The following is a 17,094-nucleotide window of genomic DNA, read 5'->3' as shown; positions in this document are numbered from 1 at the left end:
AATCCCGCGTCTTAAAGCATACCGAAACGGAATTATCGCACATATGCATAGAATGAGAAAGAACGAACACGCACGAACACATCAAACTGACGATTTGGATAACAAGCGGTTACCGGAATACCCCTGCGGCGGTATGCGGCAACCCGGCAACCGCACTCGCCGCTTTCCGGCCTTCCGCCTAATTCGCGCAGGTGCGACCTTTTCGAAACCCTATAGTAATTTCTTACATGGGCTCTCTTGCATGGATGGATCTTCTTGCATGGGTTCGGCGAGCGCTCTTCGCATGTCGCATCGCCGATGCGGGGTTGGAAGGATATTGGACGAACACGCACCGACATTGACCGAGATCATCCATGATCGCAGCTTTCGAGCGCTGCTTCGCCTTTCGCAGCGCGAAGCGATGACGTGGGATACGTTTTTACAGCACCCCCTCCCCCCGAACATGAGCCCGCTCTCCGTTTGGGAGATGCTCGGGAGCATCGGCACCTGTCTGGGCGTGCACCTCTTCCCCGACGAAGAGGGCAACCTCCTGTGGTACCGCAGAACCCACGAGCTGAGCGACCTCATCGATTCCATCGAACGGCGGAGCACGCAGGACTCCCCTCTCTACGAAGCCCTGCTCGATCACGCCGATCGATCGTTCGCACTCGGCATGCGCCTTGCCGAAAGCGTTGCGGCGGCGAAGCTCGCCGGGTTTGCAGTGCAATGCGACCATCTCGAAATGCACGTCAGGCTCAACACGGTTCCCGAACTTCCTATCGAACGGCTGATCGCAAACGCCGTCGCCATCGACTCCGAGCTTTCCTCCCTTATCGACCAGCCGTTCTCCGCAGAAATGCTCGACGGCTTTCATGCCCGCCTGATCGAGGGCATCGCCCAAGGCGATTTGGATGCCCTGCAGGCCAACGCGCCGAACGCGGCGATCGACGAGGAGGCATGGGGCGTCGTGCTACGGCAGCTTTCGCTCATCCTCGAATACGCCAACGGCGGCGACGGCGAAGACCTCGCCGTTTTGCGGGGAAATCTCATAGCCGACTCCATCCGATACCACCAGCCCTACGGGTTCGCAAGCTCCCATATCGCCTCGCTCGCGTCGAAGCTCTTCTATCTCAAACACGGCCTGCCCGTTTTGGCGTACGCGCCCATCTCGGGCGCCAAGTACCTCTGGACGGAAAACGAGCTCGGCGACAAAACGCTCTGCGGCCCCGATGAATACGAAAGCACCCGCAGGCGCAGCTGCTGCGATCTCACCGTGCACCACACGCTTTCGGGCCAATGCATCAAGATCGCACTCGACGAAATCGAAGAGCAGATCACGGGAATCGCAGGAAAAGATCGGGCGGCGAAGGCCATGCTCTCGCTCGATCAGCGCTTCAACCACCGGCAACGCTCCATCCTCGCGCGAGCGCTACGGACTCCGCTTGCCGAGTTCCACATCAGATACCATCAGGAGAAGAACCGCATCTCGTACGCAACGGCACGCAGGGACCTCGTCGAACTCGCCGATGCGGGGTATCTGCGATCCGAGCACCGCGGCAAAGCGTTCGTCTTCGTAGCCGACGCGCGCATCGACGAGCTGTCGCGCAACCTGTAGGGCGCGGCGCAGCTCCTTCGCCCAACGGCGTCGGCCCGCCATCGCACCCCTCGCCGAGCCGCACGCGCAAGGTTCGCAAGGTTCGCAATCCCTACAAAACCGCTCACGTATTCATCGGATGATTTTCGACGGCAAGCGGCGCTCGGAGCGCTGCGGCGCGTACCCTCGGGCGACCGAAACGCGCCGACCGCCGAGCGGAAACGTGCACTCGTCTCGGTTCTCGCAGCGAAAAGTCGCCTTCGGTGCTCCATCCAGAGATCCGAGATGACCCCGCAACGCACGCTTACGCCGCATATGGAACCGCTCGTTTGCGAAGACCTCGGTTGCTATTCATTTTGAACACGTCGGCGAGTCAGAGCCGACATCCGGAGACGGATTTCTGTTCATTTTGCCATTTTGGTTCTATGAGCTGGTGTTTCTATACTTTCTCCCATGCACTGCAAGACGAGAGGAGCAGGGATGCAAGAAACGCTTTTGTTCGACCAATTCACCTGGCTCGTGTTCGCAGCTCCGTTCTTAGGGCTGCTGGTTGCGGGTTTGAGCAAGCGTCAGGATCCGGTCATCCGGGGCAAACGGGTACTAAGGCACGACGCGCCCGCACGCGTATCGCACTGGACGCATGCAGTGGGCACGGCGTTGCTGCTTGTGTCGGGCATCATCCTCGGAACGAGGTTCTCCCCCTCGTTCGTCACCGGTGACGATGCTGCCGCAACATGGTTCAACGTGCACTTCGTATTCGCGCTGCTATTCCTGTTCGGAACCTTCTACTGGCTTGGCAACACGATCATCTCGCGCTGGCGTTTCCGCGAGCACATGCCGACGAAGAACGCCATCACCTACACGCTCAACCACTACGGAAGCCTGCTTGGCGTGAAGAAGTGCACGTATCCGAAGGAGGCGAAGTACTTCGAAAGCGAGCGCATGGCGTTCATACTCGCCATCATCGCAACGGTTGCCGTGCTGGTAAGCGGCCTTCTGAAGGTGCTCGCCCACGCGCTGCTGCTCCCCGAGGGATTCATGAACGTCGTAACCTGGACGCACGATATCTCGGCGGCGCTCATGCTGCTGTTCTTCCTCGCCCACGTGTTCTTCGGCGCCGTTCTGCCCGTGTCGTGGAAGACGCTGAAATCCATGTTCACCGGCTACGTGCCGCTCGAACATGCGAGACACGAGCACTCGGCATGGATCGAAGAGCTTGAAGGGAAAGGGGCGGTCGAGGCGACCGCCGCCGAAAAAGACGAGACGGGCGGCCAGAGCGTTCCGCTTGCCGCAGGACGAAAAGAAGGGATCGAACATGTCTGACAAGAACACTGGCGGCGCACAGGAAAAAACCGCCGCACGCACCGTCACGCGCCGCGATTTCGTTGCCGCTATCGGCGGCGTGGGCATCGGCGCGATACTCGCCGGCGCAGGTGTATCCGCGTTCCTCGTAGGCGACGAGGTCTACGCCGTCGAGGCGTCGAGCGGATATCTGCTCGTAGACACCAAAAAGTGCGGCGCCTGCGAAACCTGCATGCTCGCGTGCTCTCTTGCGCACAGCGGTCGCACCAACGTGAACCTTTCGCGCATGCAGCTGACGAAGAATCCGCTCGGGTGCTTCCCGCTCGACGTGCAGCAAAACCAATGCCGCCAATGCCCTTACCCCTCGTGCGTCGATGCCTGCCCCACAGGCGCCATGCACGCCGACCCCGAAACGGGCGTGCGCATGGTAGCCGAAGGCAGATGCATCGGCTGCGAGCGGTGCATCGAAGCATGTCCGTTCACGCCCTCGCGCGTGCAATGGAACTACGAGGACAGGTGCGCTCAGAAATGCGACCTGTGCCTGAACACGCCGTATTGGGATCAGGAAGGCGGCCCGAACGGCAAGCAGGCGTGCATCGAGGTCTGCCCTATGCGCGCGATCTCGTTCACCCACGCCATCCCACGCCAATCCGACGAAGGATACGACGTCAACCTGCGCAACGAGCACTGGGCGATCATCGGCTACCCCATCGACGATGCGGGACGTGTGAAACCGAGCATATCGGTTCCAACCGCTTCCGTCGTAAAAGCCGTCCCGGCCGATGAAGCCGCCGCCGAGGAATAACCGAGCTCAAGGAGGATACCAATGTCACAAGCAACCGGAGGATTCGTCGGAAAGATCCTCATCATAGATTTGACCAGCCAGACCGCCGAGACCATCAGCTCGGAGCCCTACCAGCAATGGGGAGGGGGGCACGGCATGGGATCGGCTCTGTTCTGGGACTTTTGCGAAGACAAGACGGTCGGGCCTTTCGACGAAGGCAACGTGGTCACCGTGTGCGCAAATCCGTTTTCCGGCACGCCGGTTCCCTCGGCATCCGCGCGCGTCGAGATACAGGGCATCGGCTCGTTCGCCGAACCCGAATGGTTCACGCGCTCGAGCATGGGCGGACGCATCGCCGGAATGATCAAAGCCGCCGGCTACGATGCCTACGTCGTCAAGGGCGCGGCGTCGGAAAAGACCTGGGTCAACGTGGTCAACGGAGAAGTGGAGTTTCGCAACGCCGATGACCTCTGGGGCCTTGATACCGCCCAAACGCAGGAATTCATCTGGGATTACGTAACCGGAGGCACCCCCGATGGCGAATGGTATACAGTCGGCACAACCCGCGACGGCGGACGCACCACCCAAAAGCCCGCGGTCATGTGCATCGGCCCCACCGGCGAAAACCTCGGCCGAACGGCCACCATCACCCATGACGCCGGGCACCACGCCGGGCAAAGCGGACTCGGCGCCGTATGGGGCGCGAAGAACCTCAAGGCGGTCAGCTTCCTCGGCACGGGCAGCGTGCCCGTAGCGGACCCCGCCGCGCTCATCGATCTGCGCATCGAATTCCAGCAGAAGTTCTCCTACAACGTCGATGATCCTGTGCTCGAAACCCCGAACCCCGATGCGGCGGTATACGGCTTCATCACGCGCCACCCCGGCTTCAACGGAATTTACTGGAATGCGCGCGACATGATCTCCCGCCCCTACGGATGCCAAGGGTGCTTCCGCAACTGCCGCCACAACTTCGACGACGGCATTGGAAACGGCATCATGTGCGCGGCGTCGCTGTTCTACATGTCGGCAGACAACCTCAAAGACCAGGTACGGGCAGCCGATCTGCAGAACAAGCTCGGCATGAACGGTTTCGAAACGAGCATCATCTCGTACTGCCGCAACCTCTACAAGATGGGCGTCATGGGGCCGGGCAAGGAAATCGAATCCAATCTTCCCTTCGACAAGTTCGGCAGCTGGGAGTTCGCCGAAGCGTTCATCAAGGCGATCGCCTACCGCGAAGATATCGGTGCCGACCTTGCCGAAGGCTCCATGCGCGCCGTCAAAAAATGGGGACGCTGGGAAGAGGACAGCGCCAACGGCACGTTCATGTATCCGCAGTGGGGCTACTTCTACCACTACGATCCGAGGCTCGAAGTGGAATGGAGCTACGCGAGCATCATGAGCGAACGCGACGTCAACGAGCACGGGCTCAACTGGCATGTCCACTGGATGCCCATGATCTGCAGCATGGTCGGAGAAGAGCCGCTCATCTCCGCCGAAGAGATGGTCAACCGTCTGGCGGCGTCGACGACCCTCGACGACCCGATGTGCTTCGACTACAGCGAAGAGGGCATCTACAGCGATGCGACCATCGAAAAGGTAGCGTGGATGAGGCACTATGGGCGCTTCTGGGTGCAGTCGATGGGCATGTGCGACTGGCTGTGGCCCCACCTCATCGAATACGCTTCTCCAGCCGGCGATCCAACGCCCGCTACGCCCGATTTCGAACCGCGCATGTACAAGGCGGTCACCGGCGTCGACATCACGTTCGAAGAGAGCCTTGAGATGGGCAAGAAGATCTACGCGCTCGACCGCGCCATCTGGCACATGCAGGGACGCCATCGCGATCAGGAGAAATTCGCCGAATTCGTGTATTCGCTCCCGACGAGCGCGCCTTATCCGCTTCCGGTTTTCGAAGACGGGAAATGGGAATACGGCACCTGCATGGACCGCACGCTCGACCGCGAGCGCTTCGAAACCGTGAAGGACCGATTCTACGAGCACGAGGGGTGGGACGTCTCGACCGGCTGCCCGACCCGCGCTACGCTCGAATCCTACGGCCTTGGAAACGTCGCCGACGCCCTCGAGGCGGCAGGCGCGCTGCAGAAAGGATGATGAACCATGGCACACGATACGCTCGCCATGCCCTCGGAAGTGGTCGACCTCTATTCGTTTCCGCTTCCGGGAATAGAAGAAGCCCGCTACATCCTGCGCGAACTGGACTGGGGAGAGCACTTCATCGGCATCGAGATGAACCCCGCCGCAGGCAATCGGGACATCTACATTTACAGCCTGAAGGAAGCCGCCCAGTTCCTGCGCTACGGAACCGCCGGCATGGGTCTTTCGACAGGCGGCAAAGGGGCGATCAGCTGGTTCGACATGGATAAGCTCGTCGCCTGGGTGAGAAACGACCTGCGCGATCCCGTGCTCGCCGACGCCATCGCGCACGATACGTCGCTCGAAGAAGCCTATTACGGAAAGGTGCAGAAGCTCGGACGGCTGATCGACATGCGCTATGCGCAGCTGACCGACCTCGTCGCCTCCGCCGACAAGCAATAACGACACCCGCGAACGTGGCCCACGAAAGATCAGGTGAGACGGATGAACTCTTGCTACTACAAGGATTTCCCCGCTTTATGCGCCTTGGACGGCGAACCCGGATGCACGCCTCCTTCGCTCGCCTATCTCGACAATGCGGCCACCACGCATAAGCCCTCGGCCGTTCTCGAAACGGTCGAGGGGTACTACCGCGACTGCAATGCGAACCCGTATCGCGGCGTATACCGCACAAGCGCTGCGTCGACGAGGCTCTACGAGGGATCGAGAAACATCGTGGCTGATTTCGTGGGAGCCGACGCCTCCGAAATCGTATTCACGAGAAACGCCACAGAAGCGCTCAACCTCGTCGCCGTCTGCTATGCCCTCGAACGACTGAGCGAAGGAGACGAGATCGCGCTGCCGATCTCGGAACACCACAGCAATCTCGTCGTTTGGCAGCGCGTCTGCGAGAAAACCGGCGCGAAGCTCGTCTTCCTCTATCCCGATGAAAACGGCAGATTGCGCGATGGCGAAATGGAAGATAAGATCGGCCCGGCAACCAAACTCGTCGCCATCGCCCATATCTCGAACGTGCTCGGCACGGTGTTTCCCATCGAGAAGATCACGGCGCTCGCCCACAGCATGGGCGCCGTCGTCGTGCTCGACTGCACGCAAGGCGTCGCTCACCGCCCGCTTGACGTTCGAAAACTCGATGTTGACTTCGCGGCGTTCTCAGGGCACAAAATGTATGGGCCGATGGGAATCGGCGTGCTTTACGCGAAGGCCGATCTGCTCGAATCGATGCCGCCGTTTCTCCTCGGCGGCGAAATGATAGACACGGTGCAGGATCTGCACTCGACGTTCGAAAGCGGCCCGAAGCGCTTCGAGGCAGGCACCCCAAACGTTGCAGGAGCTGTGGGGCTTGCCGCCGCCATCGATTACCTCAACCGGATAGGATTCGAAGAAATCGAGGAGATCGAGCGCTCGCTGACCACGCGGCTTCTCGACGGGATGCGCTCGATAGATTCGGTTCGGATCTACGGAAACCCCTATGCGACGCTCGATCGAAGCGGGGTCGTCGCGTTCGGAGTCGTTGGAACCCACCCGCAGGACATAGCGCTCGTGCTCGACGCCCGAAACATCACCATCCGTTCAGGCTCCCATTGCGCGCAACCCCTCCATCGGCGCCTCGGCATCGAGATGTCATGCAGGGTGAGCCCGTGCTTCTACAATACGCCCGAACAGATCGATCGGTTTCTCGACGCCGTCGGGGAGGCGCGACGCACCATCAGCCGACGCATCATGTCGGTTTTCCCGTAGGAACGAAAGCACAATGAGCAAGGCGCGCGGAAAGCACGCGCTACCGCAAACGCCGCTTCTTCTCCGTTCTCATCGGCTTCTTTCGGTATTGCGGATGATGCTTGAGAAACACTGCTTTGCACACGAGCACGATGCCGAGCGCAATGAGCGTCACAACAAGGAAGCTTGCCGCGATATCGAGTGCGAAATAATTCCGTTCGAGGAGTGCGTACAGGCTCGCGATCGCAAAAAAGCCCGATAGGATGCCCGTCAACCAGGTGAACGATTTGATGAGCACTTCCTTGGCACGGTTGGGCGACGAACGATACGACACGACGAAGTACACGACGAGCGCAACGAGTGCAAGCAGAACGATCAACGGGATGATGCGGTACAGCCTTGCGATCATGCGTGCCTCCTTGCGTCCTCATGAGAGCCGGTCGGGCTCTGCTGCCATCTTTCTGGCAGTATGATACCATGACGCATCGGCCGCAGAAGCCTGCGGGTGGCTACCGTTTCGCAACGAAGCACATACCGTCGACGGGTGCTGGCGAGCCGCCTTGCCACAGATCCAAACCCCGGGTCCAACTGTGCAGACCGACCTCGGATGCGCCGTTCAGCAGCTTGGCTGGCCGCCACGAAACGCCCTCGGGGCAAAGCGCATGGGGGTCTCGTCGGCGCGCCCCGCACCGCTGCCGCCCGATGCGCAGAATGGCACGACTGTCTCCCCTGAAAAATCAAGTTGATCTAAGCGGCGTTATGTAAATTCGAAACCTATCAGCAGATACAGGGCAGTCGATAAGCAATTTTTCATCATAGCCACAAGGAGAGTATCAACAGCAAAGCAAAACACCCGAGGAAGGTACAATGCATACCGTTCGGGCGTTTTAACGGTTCTTACTATACAGCCACATTCTACGCATTGCACTACCAACCTTCTCAGTGTCAAAACTGGGAAGCTCCAAGAAAGATCAACCAATAGTGGCTCGTCGCCCTGCGCGGGCAATCGACGCAAGGCCTCTAAACGTTTCGTTGCCTCCTTCGGCATATGGCTCCGTGCTAAGCAATAAGAGATCTCTTCGGTGAGAGAAAGTGTTTTTGTTTATCGAATTCAGCTGGCAGCGCCTCGACACTCCCAATTTTCGGGGCAACAACACCGGGAAAGCGAAAATGGTGCGGGTGAAAGGACTTGAACCTTCACGGGTTTCCCCACCAGAACCTAAATCTGGCGCGTCTGCCAATTCCGCCACACCCGCACGTGGGCGATCGCGCCGAACGGGCGATAACCCTCTTCTCGCGGCGCGACTAGATATGATACCAAATCATCGGAGCGTTTCCCAACAGAACATCACGGATACGCAGATCGCGCACCGAGCGATCGCCGATCGGGCGCTGAAAGCAGAGAAACGCCTGATTGCACCCAAACGTTTTCTTTAGGGTATCACTTACCGAACAAAGGGGTCGAATCCCGAGCGTTCTGCTATGATGGTTCGGTCTCGCCGCTGGATTTGGCAGCGAGACCTGCATGGAAAGCGATTTCGAAGAGACAGGGGTTTCGTTCGTGAAAGAACTATTCAGAAAATGGAACGACATCAGCTTGATAAAGCGCATCGTCGTCGGCCTTGTCATAGGCGCAATACTCGGCGTATTCTTTCCCAACGTCGAACTGCTCACGCTGCTCGGCTCGCTGTTCGTCTCGGCGCTGAAGGCCGTAGCTCCGATTCTCGTATTCTTCCTCGTCATCAGCGCCCTGGCAAACGCACGCTCCGATGGGTCCATGAAGACGGTCGTCGTGCTCTACGCTATCAGCACGCTCGTTGCCGCGCTCGTCGCCGTTGCGGCAAGTTTTCTGTTTCCGCTTACGCTCACGCTCACCGATGCTGTTGAGCAGGCGTCGCCAAGCGGCATCGGCGAAGTGCTCACCACCGTTATCATGAACGTGGTCGACAACCCGGTCAACGCGCTCGTCAACGCCAACTACGTCGGCATTCTCGCTTGGGCGGCCGTGCTCGGCATCGCATTGCGCATCGCAAGCGAAAGCACCAAGGGCGTGTTTACGAGCATCTCCGACGCCGTCTCCCAGGTTGTCCGCTGGGTCATCAGCTTCGCGCCCTTCGGCATCCTCGGCCTCGTCTACACCTCGGTCTCCACAAGCGGACTCGAAATATTCACCGAATACGGCCAGCTGCTGCTCGTGCTTGTCGGCTGCATGATATTCATCGCACTCGTCGCAAACCCGCTCATCGTGTTTTTGAGCATCCGCAAGAACCCCTACCCGCTCGTGCTGCGCTGCCTCAAGGACTCGGGCATCACGGCGTTCTTCACTCGCAGTTCCGCGGCGAACATCCCCGTCAACATGGAGCTGTGCCGCAAGCTCGGACTCGACAAAGACAACTACTCGGTTTCGATCCCGCTTGGTGCAACCATCAACATGGCAGGCGCCGCCGTCACCATTGCGGTCATGACCATGGCTGCGGCCAACACGCTCGGCATCGCAGTCGATCTTCCGACCGCAGTCATCCTCTGCGTGCTCGCCGCCGTGTCGGCCTGCGGCGCATCGGGCGTTGCGGGCGGATCGCTTCTGCTCATCCCGCTTGCCTGCTCGCTGTTCGGCATCGGAAACGACATCGCCATGCAGGTCGTGGCCATCGGCTTCATCATCGGCGTGATCCAGGATTCCTGCGAAACGGGACTCAACTCCTCCTCCGACGTGCTGTTCACCGCAACGGCCGAATACCGCACCTGGAACAAAGAAGGCAGATCCTACAAGGCAGGCGCCTTCATCGAAAAGAGCGACCCCGCCGAGGAGGCAAAAGCGTTCGACTAGGGCTTGCGATCTTCACCGTAACTGCAACGAACGGATGTTTCACGTGAAACATCCGTTCGTTTTTTTGAATCAAAACGCGAAAACAGCCGATGAGCGCCCGGTGCCGGCTCCCCTACCCATGGCGCATGAGCAGATACAGTTTTGCGACAAGGCCCGCGCCCTGGTCGCCCGCCAGCTGCATGATGCCGCCGTGCGCCCGGACTATCTTCTCCACAAGCACGAGGCCGAGACCATGGGGCTCCGCCTCATCCTGCTTCGGGGACGATGAAGCCGATTGGAGAATCCTGCTCTGCAGCATGATGAGATCGTTCACCGACATGCCCTGCCCCGTATCGGATACCGTGATGGAGCAGTATTCGGCGGAGCCGTCCCGTTTCGCATGAAGACCGACTTCGATCGCGCAGCCCGCGGGGTTGTGCACCATGGCGTTTTGAACAAGGTTCTGCACGGCGCGCTTCAAAAGCCGGCGATCTCCCACAAGCACGAGATCCTGGGCGGTGTCGTCGATGGAAAGACCGAGGGTGTATTTCTCCGACAGGCCGCCGTTCAGATACTCGACGATGATTTCCCGCAGCAGGCCCGCAACCCTAACCTCTTCGACGTTCAAAGGCTGCATGTCGTATTCGAGCTGCGACGCCGCATTGAGGTCGAGAACCAGATCTTTGATCTTCATGCCCTGCGCGCGTATGATGGCCGCATCGTCGCGAACGCGCTTCGGCACCTCCGCATCGCCGGCGATGCCGTCGGCGTATCCGGTGATCATCGAAAGCGGCGTGCGGATATCGTGGGAGATCCCCCTGATCCAGCTATCGCGGGCACTGTCTTTTTTCCGAATGATCTCAGATGCTTCGTTGATGCGCTCGCCCACCTCTTTGAGATCGCCGCCCAAGTTCACCTTCACAGCCTGGCCCGAAGACAGATCGTCTAAGGCATCGGTAAGCGGCGCGATGCTCTTCACGGTACGCCGCTTCGAAATCAGATAGGCGACGAAGAAAATCAGCAGGTCGGCCGAGAGTACGAGCAGCACGTAGAGGGGCACCCGGCCGATGGCTTCGCGCGGAAACCCCATCGTCGAGTACATGGAGTAGCTCGATGCCGGAAAGCCCACCACCAGCAGCCCGTCGTCGCGCGACCATATGAACGAAGGTCGATCTTCAAGGTATCCGTAGTGGGAAAACAGGGCAACGTCGTTAAGCGAATAATCCTTGACCGCTTCATCGGGCGCCTTGTACTTCCACAGCAGATTCCCATCGGGGCCTATGAGCAGGGCCCAGGCGTCCTTCTCGTCGAGCAGCTGCGCGGCATCGCCGCCGAACGCGTAGCTTTCCCCGCCGTCTTCGGCAACGAGGGCCTCCGACACGGTTTTCACGACGACGGAGGGTTCGGAGAAGTTGACGTCCGATTCGTGCATGGCGATTCCAACGTACAGCACAAGATCGACCACCACGATGAAAAACGCCAGTGCGGCGAACAACAACAGCTGCTTCGTGAAGAATCGCGGAAAGCTCTTCACGATCTTTCGCCTTCGACGAGCTTGTAGCCAAGCCCCTTAACCGTTACCAGCGATACGGGCGACGAGGGATCGGCCTCGATCTTCTCGCGCAGACGCCGTATGTGGGCCATGAGCGAGTTCTCGTAACCGAACGTCGTGCCCCAGCACGCATCGCAAATCGAATCGATCGTCACGATCCTTCCCGCATTGCGCGCAAGCACGCTCAGTATCTCGTGTTCTTTGGCAGTGAGCATGCAGCTCGACCCATCCTCGCGCAGCACTTCGGCATTCGAGAGGTCGACGCGGCAGGCAGCGAGTTCGAGCATCGGATTCTCGTCTGCGTAGCAGCGTCGCAAAACGGCCTTGATGCGAAGGGTGAGCTCCTGGGGAAGAAACGGCTTCGAGATGTAGTCGTCGGCGCCGAGGCCAAGTCCGGAAAGCCTGTCGCGGGGCTCGTCTTTCGCCGTGAGAAACATAGCGGGAGTGCGCGCGTAGCAGCCGATCTTGCGCACCCTCGACAGAAGCGCGAAGCCATCCATCCCGGGCATCATGACATCGAGGACGAGCAGATGCGCCGGGTTCGCCTGCCCTGAGGCGCTTTCGCAGTACGCAAGCGCCTCGCGGGGATCTCCGAACGAGATCACGGCATCGAAGCCCGCCTGGGAAAGAATGGTTTCGAGCATGCGCAGCAGACCGGGCTCGTCATCGACGAGCATGATGCGCTTTCGCGTGAGATATGCGTCTTCGTTTTGCATGGCATCCTTCCTTGTACGTATTAAACCATGACGCAGCCCGCACCGAAAGCGGTTGAAAACGAAGTAAGGAAGATGTAAGGATGCGCGAAGGACCCCGTAAAGCACGCCCGATAACCTGAGAACCCGCAATGCAAGGCGCCCGACGGGCATATGAGAAGGGATCGCAATGGCACACCAAGGATTGCTGGAGGTTCGCAACCTCTCGAAACGATACGGATCGAACGCGCGGCGCGAGGAATCGTCGACGCAAGCGCTCGACGATGTGAGCTTCCTCGTTGAAGCGGGAGAATTCGTCGGCATCATGGGTCCGTCGGGATCGGGCAAGAGCACGCTGCTCAACTGCATCGCCACTATCGACTCGCCCACCTCGGGAAACATCGCCATCGATGGGCAGGACGTGACGAAGCTCGGATCGCGGGAGCTTTCGGCGTTTCGACGGGATCGGCTCGGCTTCGTCTTCCAAGATTCGAATCTCCTCGATACGCTCACCGCCTTCGAGAACATCGCGCTTTCCCTCACCATAAAGAAAGTCGCCGCATCCGAAATCGACTTGCGGGTGCGCGCCGTTGCCGAAAAGCTCTCCATAAGCGATACGCTCAACAAGTACCCCTACCAGCTCTCAGGCGGGCAGAAACAGCGCGTCGCCGCAGCGCGCGCCACCGTCGGGCACCCGAGCCTCATCCTTGCCGACGAGCCGACCGGCGCGCTCGACTCCAAATCGGCGGCCCAGCTCCTCGATACGTTCGAACTCCTCAACGAGCTCGGCGCAACCCTGCTTATGGTCACGCACGATCCGGTTACCGCAAGCTACTGCGGGCGCATCGTGTTCATCAAAGACGGCAAGCTGTGGGGCCAGCTCAAACGCGGACACAAGGATCGCAAGGATTTCTTCGGCGAAATCGTAGCCATCACTTCGAAGATAGGGGGCGATCAATCCGATGCATGCTAAGCTCGCCTTCGGAAACGTCCGCAAGTCCATCCGCGACTTCGGAGTGTACTTCATCACGATTTTGCTCGGCGTTGCGGTTTTCTACGCGTTCAATTCCATCACCGATCAGGAAGCGATGAGCTTTATCGGGACTGCGAACAAGATGATGGAGCTTTTGGGCATCGTCATAAACGGCGTTTCGGTGTTCATCGTCGCAATACTCGCCTTCCTCGTCATCTACGCGGACCGCTTCCTCATCAAAAGAAGGAAAAAAGAATTCGGGATGTATCTGTGCCTGGGCATGCGCCAGTCTGACGTCATCAAAATCACGGCGCTCGAAACCCTTATCGTCGGCGCAGCATCGCTTGCGGGCGGCCTGTTGCTCGGCACGCTTTTCTCGCAGGCGCTCCTCTACCTCACCGCATCGCTGTTCGCGGTTGACGTGCCGGGGTTCGTGTTCGGCTTCTCGGCGGCAGCGGCTCTGAAAACGCTCGCCGTATTCGCGGCCATCTTCCTGATTGCAGCGTTGGCGAACTCCCGCACGATCATGAAGGCGAAGCTCATCGACCTTTTGCACGCGGACAGCAGAAACGAAGTGATGAAGCTTCGCAGCCTTCCGCTCTCGCTCGTGCTCTTCATCGTCTCCTGCATCATCATCGGCATCTCCTACAAGCTGCTGATCGAAAACGGACTGCTCGAACCCTCGCCTGAATTTGCGGCGGCAACCGCGCTCGTCTGCATCGGCACGGTCCTGTTCTTCTATTCCCTTTCGGGGTTCCTTCTTCGCCTCATCCAGATCATCCGCCCCGTTTACCTGCGTGGCCTCAACATGTTCACCCTGCGGCAGCTCAACAGCAAGGTGAATACGACGTTTCTTTCGATGTCGGTGATCTGCATCACGCTTTTCCTTGCCATCACAAGCGTATGCGGCGGCATCGGCATCTGCAACACGATGACGGCGGGCATCGAGAAGGCAACTTCGTACAGCGCAACGGCCCGTACGGTATTCGGCTATTACAACGCCAACGACGGCTACCTCGCCGAGGACCTCGGCAGCTTCGGCGAATTCGCCGCATCGAAAGATTACGACATGCTGCGGGGTCTCGAGGAAAGCGCCGACGCACTCGGCGAAGGCGATATCGGCTCGCTTATCGAAGGCGCTGCGCAAATCGATTTCATGGTGGATGCCGAGAACAGCATCACATTCGACGACCTCGATGCCGCTCTTGGCAAAACCGCCAAAGACTACGCAGGCCAAGCGATCAGCGAAGGCTACGGCGCCTACCCCATCTACCTGCTTTCGCTTTCGCAGGCGAACAGAGCGCTCGAACTTGCGGGAAAACCGGCCATCGTACTTGACGAGGGCACCTGCGCGATCATATCGGACTCCGATCTGCTCGCCGACTACTACCGCGATCTGGTGAAGGCGGCCCCGTCCTTTCAAATCGGCGACGCTTCGCTTTCCCTTGCGCAGTTCGACGACCGCTACCTTGAGACCACTCCGTTTCCCATGAACACAGGCGCGCTCGTCATCCCCGACGAAGCCATGCCCTCAAGCGCCATGCACGGCTATTCGCTGCTCGACGTACAGTGCGTCTCAGACGAGGCGGAAGCCGAGTTCGAGCGAATCTGCGATGCCATCCAAGACACCGATACCGCCGATACCTGGCCGCTTTCGATGACGCTCACGCACCAGTCGGTGCTCGACCAGAGCGTCGGACTCTCCACCGTCATCGCCTACTTGGCCGTCTACATCGGGTTCGTGCTCGTCATGGCGTGCGCGGCCATCCTCGCCATCCAGCAGCTTTCCGAAGCAAGCGATAACGCACGCCGCTACGGGCTGCTTCGCAAGCTCGGAACGCCCGAGGGGATGATCGACCGCTCCCTGTTCGCCCAGATCGCCATCTACTTCGCGTTCCCGCTCATGCTCGCCATCGCGCACTCGGTCTGCGCACTCGCCGTCGTCACCGATGTGGTAGCCGTTTTCGGACACCTCGACATCGGCCGGATGGCCGTCATGTGCGCAGTTGCATTCTTCATCGTATACGGAGCTTACTTCCTTATCACGTATGCAAGCGCGCGGCGCCTCGCACGCTCGGCGTAGCGGAATCGCCCCCGCCGGCCGCAACCGCAAATCGACCCCGATGCCGGCTTCGGCTCGGGGTCGATTTCCAGGCCCGCACAAGCATCGGGGCATCGAGGAAAACTCGCTCCTACTGCTGTACAACCGTAAGCGTATAGGCGTTCTCGCCTTGCGTAAACGGCCTGAGAAGGCTCTCGACAACCGTCTTCGCCTGGTTGTTCGCCTGGTCGATCATGCTCACCTGATCGACCTTGCCCTCGGCATCCTGCTTGGCGAGCACGAGCGCCTCGGTCGTATCCTGCTTGTTATCCCAATTGAACAGCGCGAAAGCCTCGTCGTAGAACTCGATCGAATCGGGATCGATGGAAATTGCCTGCACCTCCGCCATGGGCAGTTGCACCGTAATCGACCGTCCGTTGAGCTCGACCGACGCCTGAGACAGGTCGACGCCGGCCCGCACCTCGGCATCGTAGACCATCGTGAAGCCCTTCTTCGTCAGAAAGTCGATATCGCCGTTCTCGTAGCGGACAAGACCTCGGTAGTCGAGCTTCGACGTCGTAAGCTCGCTCGATTCGGAGAGCTGCTCCTGAATCGAAGTAGCCGAAAGGGATACGCTCGGCTCCATCGCCTTGTTCCACATCTGGGCTCCGACGAAGCCGAGCACCACCAAGGCGACGGCGCCGACGCCGATAAGGATCTTTTTCATGGTGTGGTATCTTTCTCTCGTGCCTGCATTCGTTTCTCGCGCATACCTTACCATGCGGGCGAAACAAGAACAGCCCGCCTCAACCAACGGATGCCAAACCGTCACCAGATCAATCACATATCACCGCACACGGAAGCTTTGCGGAAAAAGGACGGCAACCAGCGAGTTGCTGATACAATAGCAACCTCGAGGACGCGAGAAGGAAAGGATCTGGATGGACGACATGATCGACACGCTGTTCGATCTCGAGCCCGATGACATCGGAGGGAAAACGGCCCCTGCCGTTTCTGCCCCCGAAGAGCCGGGGGTCCAAACCTATATCGCGCACTACACCTCGCCCGTCACGGAGTCTCCCACGAAAGGCTACTTCGAATTCGAAAGCGAACATCGTGCCTCGTCGAAGAAAAACGCCCATGATGCCCGTATAAAAATGCTCGAACTCTTCGGCAAGGAAGCTGTGAGCTGGGTTATCGATGAAGTGAAGCTCAAAAAGAAAAAGGACGAGCTTTGCGGCGATCAGATCGAGCTCGATTTTCGCGAACCGAAGAAGCCTCGCAAACGACGGCCGTCGAGAAAATACCTGTAGCGCAGAAACGCACCGATGCCGCGCGAATCTCGAAGGCGGATCGGATGCGCAGCGAAGCGCCGGACGCCCGAACGGCGCCGATCCCGCCCAGTCAAACTGATCTTCGAGCATTCTGCCAAAACCCGCAGGCCCCCGCAGTTCGAAATCATCGTTTTGGTAACCAGTTACTAACAATTGGCCGACCCGCCGCTGTAGCGAGATACAATAAGACAACTTCGGGG

At 59.4% G+C, this 17,094-nt stretch carries 14 protein-coding genes and 1 tRNA gene; 10 read left to right on the top strand and 5 right to left on the bottom strand.

The window, feature by feature from the left end:
- Window positions 1-316: 316 nt before the first annotated feature.
- The 6 genes from C1719_RS07200 (at window position 317) to C1719_RS07175 (ending at window position 7,517) form a co-directional block, all read left to right on the top strand.
- The gene (locus tag C1719_RS07200; protein WP_146007864.1) at window positions 317-1,594 is read left to right on the top strand and encodes a Fic family protein; all 1,278 of its coding nucleotides are present in this window, start codon (window positions 317-319) and stop codon (window positions 1,592-1,594) included.
- A 459-nt stretch (window positions 1,595-2,053) separates the two neighbouring features.
- Window positions 2,054-2,896: a cytochrome b/b6 domain-containing protein gene (locus C1719_RS07195; protein ID WP_102374478.1), complete on the top strand. Its 843-nt coding sequence runs from the start codon at window positions 2,054-2,056 to the stop codon at window positions 2,894-2,896.
- Window positions 2,889-3,680, top strand: coding sequence for a 4Fe-4S dicluster domain-containing protein (locus C1719_RS07190; protein WP_102374477.1), 792 nt, complete (start codon window positions 2,889-2,891; stop codon window positions 3,678-3,680). Before C1719_RS07195 ends, C1719_RS07190 begins: the two co-directional genes overlap by 8 nt.
- 21 nt (window positions 3,681-3,701) lie before the next feature.
- A complete protein-coding gene (locus C1719_RS07185) occupies window positions 3,702-5,774 on the top strand; it encodes an aldehyde ferredoxin oxidoreductase N-terminal domain-containing protein (protein WP_102374476.1) in 2,073 nt (690 codons plus the stop codon).
- Between the two features lie 6 nt (window positions 5,775-5,780).
- The gene (locus tag C1719_RS07180) at window positions 5,781-6,218 is read left to right on the top strand and encodes a hypothetical protein (protein WP_102374475.1); all 438 of its coding nucleotides are present in this window, start codon (window positions 5,781-5,783) and stop codon (window positions 6,216-6,218) included.
- Between the two features lie 42 nt (window positions 6,219-6,260).
- Complete coding sequence (locus C1719_RS07175) at window positions 6,261-7,517, top strand: aminotransferase class V-fold PLP-dependent enzyme (RefSeq protein ID WP_102374474.1); 1,257 nt, start codon at window positions 6,261-6,263, stop codon at window positions 7,515-7,517.
- Window positions 7,518-7,557: 40 nt separating this feature from the next.
- Here C1719_RS07175 and C1719_RS07170 read toward each other — a convergent pair whose 3' ends face one another.
- Complete coding sequence (locus C1719_RS07170; protein WP_102374473.1) at window positions 7,558-7,905, bottom strand: guanylate cyclase; 348 nt, start codon at window positions 7,903-7,905, stop codon at window positions 7,558-7,560.
- 762 nt (window positions 7,906-8,667) lie between these two features.
- Window positions 8,668-8,752: transfer RNA gene (locus tag C1719_RS07165), tRNA-Leu, on the bottom strand.
- A gap of 269 nt (window positions 8,753-9,021) precedes the next feature.
- Between C1719_RS07165 and sstT the strand changes: the two genes are divergently transcribed.
- Window positions 9,022-10,323: a serine/threonine transporter SstT gene (sstT, locus tag C1719_RS07160; protein ID WP_102374472.1), complete on the top strand. Its 1,302-nt coding sequence runs from the start codon at window positions 9,022-9,024 to the stop codon at window positions 10,321-10,323.
- Between the two features lie 112 nt (window positions 10,324-10,435).
- Here sstT and C1719_RS07155 read toward each other — a convergent pair whose 3' ends face one another.
- Window positions 10,436-11,836, bottom strand: coding sequence for a sensor histidine kinase (locus tag C1719_RS07155; RefSeq protein WP_102374471.1), 1,401 nt, complete (start codon window positions 11,834-11,836; stop codon window positions 10,436-10,438).
- The gene (locus C1719_RS07150; protein WP_219717837.1) at window positions 11,833-12,570 is read right to left on the bottom strand and encodes a response regulator transcription factor; all 738 of its coding nucleotides are present in this window, start codon (window positions 12,568-12,570) and stop codon (window positions 11,833-11,835) included. Before C1719_RS07150 ends, C1719_RS07155 begins: the two co-directional genes overlap by 4 nt.
- Window positions 12,571-12,736: 166 nt before the next feature.
- Between C1719_RS07150 and C1719_RS07145 the strand changes: the two genes are divergently transcribed.
- Together C1719_RS07145 and C1719_RS07140 are read left to right on the top strand one after the other, a co-directional pair.
- Complete coding sequence (locus C1719_RS07145) at window positions 12,737-13,519, top strand: ABC transporter ATP-binding protein (protein WP_102374470.1); 783 nt, start codon at window positions 12,737-12,739, stop codon at window positions 13,517-13,519.
- On the top strand, window positions 13,509-15,602 hold the full coding sequence (locus C1719_RS07140) for an FtsX-like permease family protein (RefSeq protein ID WP_102374469.1): 2,094 nt from the start codon (window positions 13,509-13,511) through the stop codon (window positions 15,600-15,602). The genes C1719_RS07145 and C1719_RS07140 overlap by 11 nt, the downstream gene beginning before the upstream one ends.
- Before the next feature lie 109 nt (window positions 15,603-15,711).
- Here C1719_RS07140 and C1719_RS07135 read toward each other — a convergent pair whose 3' ends face one another.
- On the bottom strand, window positions 15,712-16,287 hold the full coding sequence (locus tag C1719_RS07135) for a DUF4230 domain-containing protein (protein WP_102374468.1): 576 nt from the start codon (window positions 16,285-16,287) through the stop codon (window positions 15,712-15,714).
- A gap of 214 nt (window positions 16,288-16,501) precedes the next feature.
- Between C1719_RS07135 and C1719_RS07130 the strand changes: the two genes are divergently transcribed.
- Complete coding sequence (locus C1719_RS07130; RefSeq protein WP_245874413.1) at window positions 16,502-16,873, top strand: hypothetical protein; 372 nt, start codon at window positions 16,502-16,504, stop codon at window positions 16,871-16,873.
- The last annotated feature ends 221 nt before the right edge of the window (window positions 16,874-17,094 follow it).

Source organism: Raoultibacter massiliensis (assembly GCF_900199545.1).
Classification (GTDB): domain Bacteria; phylum Actinomycetota; class Coriobacteriia; order Coriobacteriales; family Eggerthellaceae; genus Raoultibacter; species Raoultibacter massiliensis.
This window is presented reverse-complemented; position numbering and strand designations above follow the sequence as displayed.